The sequence below is a fragment of the Oleiphilus sp. HI0125 genome (assembly GCF_001635355.1).
Map to the genome: position 1 here is coordinate 1 of NZ_LWGF01001054.1, position 1746 is coordinate 1746.

At 41.7% G+C, this 1746-nt stretch carries 2 protein-coding genes; both read right to left on the reverse strand.

The genetic code is table 11. The features are described from left to right. A partial coding sequence (locus A3762_RS18025; protein WP_156493569.1) for an AMP-binding protein occupies nt 1-242 on the reverse strand: 242 nt, incomplete at its 3' end. Nucleotides 243-407: 165 nt separating this feature from the next. Continuing rightward, nucleotides 408-1746 (reverse strand): AMP-binding protein (locus A3762_RS18030; protein ID WP_082869225.1); only part of this gene is annotated, 1339 nt, incomplete at its 5' end.

Genomic DNA, 1746 nt, shown 5'->3' on the forward strand with positions numbered 1-1746 from the left:
AGATCTGACATGATCCAGTGGGCACAGTTTTTTGAAAGAATCGCGATTTTACTTTTCGGAGGGAAGTTCTGAGCTTTGAGGTAGTTCGCCATACGTCGGGCTTCGTTCATGGCACGTGCCCAAGTATATTCTTGCACTACACCATTACCCATTGGCTGAGTCATATAGACTTTATCAGCTCTTTGTTTTTCCCACTTATAAACAGACTCTAAAGGAAGCGTCACATTCTGAACTGCACTCATAATTATTCGATCGCCTTTTATTCGTATTTTAGAAAACGTGTTTCATTAATTTTTTGACAATATTTTTGAATGATAAAAGGACTGAGTTCAAATTGAAACAACAATTTAAACTCAGTCCCGATAGCGCAAATTAGCCTTGCTTATATAAACCCTAAATTCCTACGGTCAATCCCATAAGACAGATTCTTTCGCTTCAAACCAAGTCTCAACTTTCGGCGCGTAATGTGACTCAATCACATCTCTTTTTATTTTCATCGTTGGTGTTAAGAAATTATTCTCAATCCCCCAGACATCACTCACCACAACAATAAACTGAATTGCCTCATGCTGATCTAAGGTTGCATTAACAAACTTGATTAATCCCTTAAGGCTCTCCGAGGTTTTGTCACGAAATGCTTGATCACCATGCATAGCCTGCAAATGCTCTGGCAAAACAGCCACAGCATATGGTTGAGCACAATCTGCACCCGCAACGCAAACAACTTCAATCGCTTGATCGACCATCAACTTATTTTCGATAGGCGCTGGCGCAACGTATTTACCTTTACTGGTCTTAAAGATTTCTTTAATTCGACCTGTAATCTTTAATCGACCTAACTCATCAATCTCGCCTTTATCTCCCGTCAATAAGAAACCATCTTCGGTGTAGCTTTCTTTGGTTTTCTCATCATCTTTGTAGTAGCCCATCATCGCAGCAGGGCTTTTAATTTCTATCTCACCTTTTTCAGAAATTCGCTGCTGAACCCCAGGCAATGGCTCGCCGACATACCCAACTCTAGCGCGACCAGGCATACTGATATGTGAATAAGCAAAATTCTCCGACATGCCATACCCTTCCATCAATTCCAGTCCTAAGCCTCGGTACCAATTAATAATATCTTCTGACAAAGGAGCTGAGCCACTCACAGCAAAGTGACAATGATCTAAGCCCAAGTTCTTCAATACTTTTTTATTTACAAGAGAAGATATGATCGGAATACTCTGAAGGAACTTCAGTTTTTCAGGTGTCATTTTCTGGAATACACCGAGCTGGAACTTCGCCCATAATCTCGGCACAGAGATAAAGACCGTTGGTCGCGCACGCTTTAAGTCCTGAACAAATGTATCAAGCGCTTCTGCAAAGAAAAGATGAAAACCCACATACAAAGACGCCTGCTCTACGGCATAGCGCTCAAATACGTGCGCCAAAGGCAAATAAGAAAGCATGCGTTCTGAATCTTTCATCTCAAGTGCCTCAGAAACACCTTTCGCTGCCATACTCATAGCCCCAAAAGAAATCATGACACCTTTAGGTTTGCCAGTACTCCCCGAGGTATAAACAATCGTTGCTAACTCATCGGCATCACGAACCGTTTCTTCCATAAGCGGTTTATGGTCGGCAACAATTTGCTCCCAAGTTTGGAAATCATTTGGCGGGCTAAGTGAATAAGATAAACAGGGAAGATCATCTGGAACACCAGCTTTCATCTCATCCCAGTCATCCAATTTACCAACAAAAAGAAGT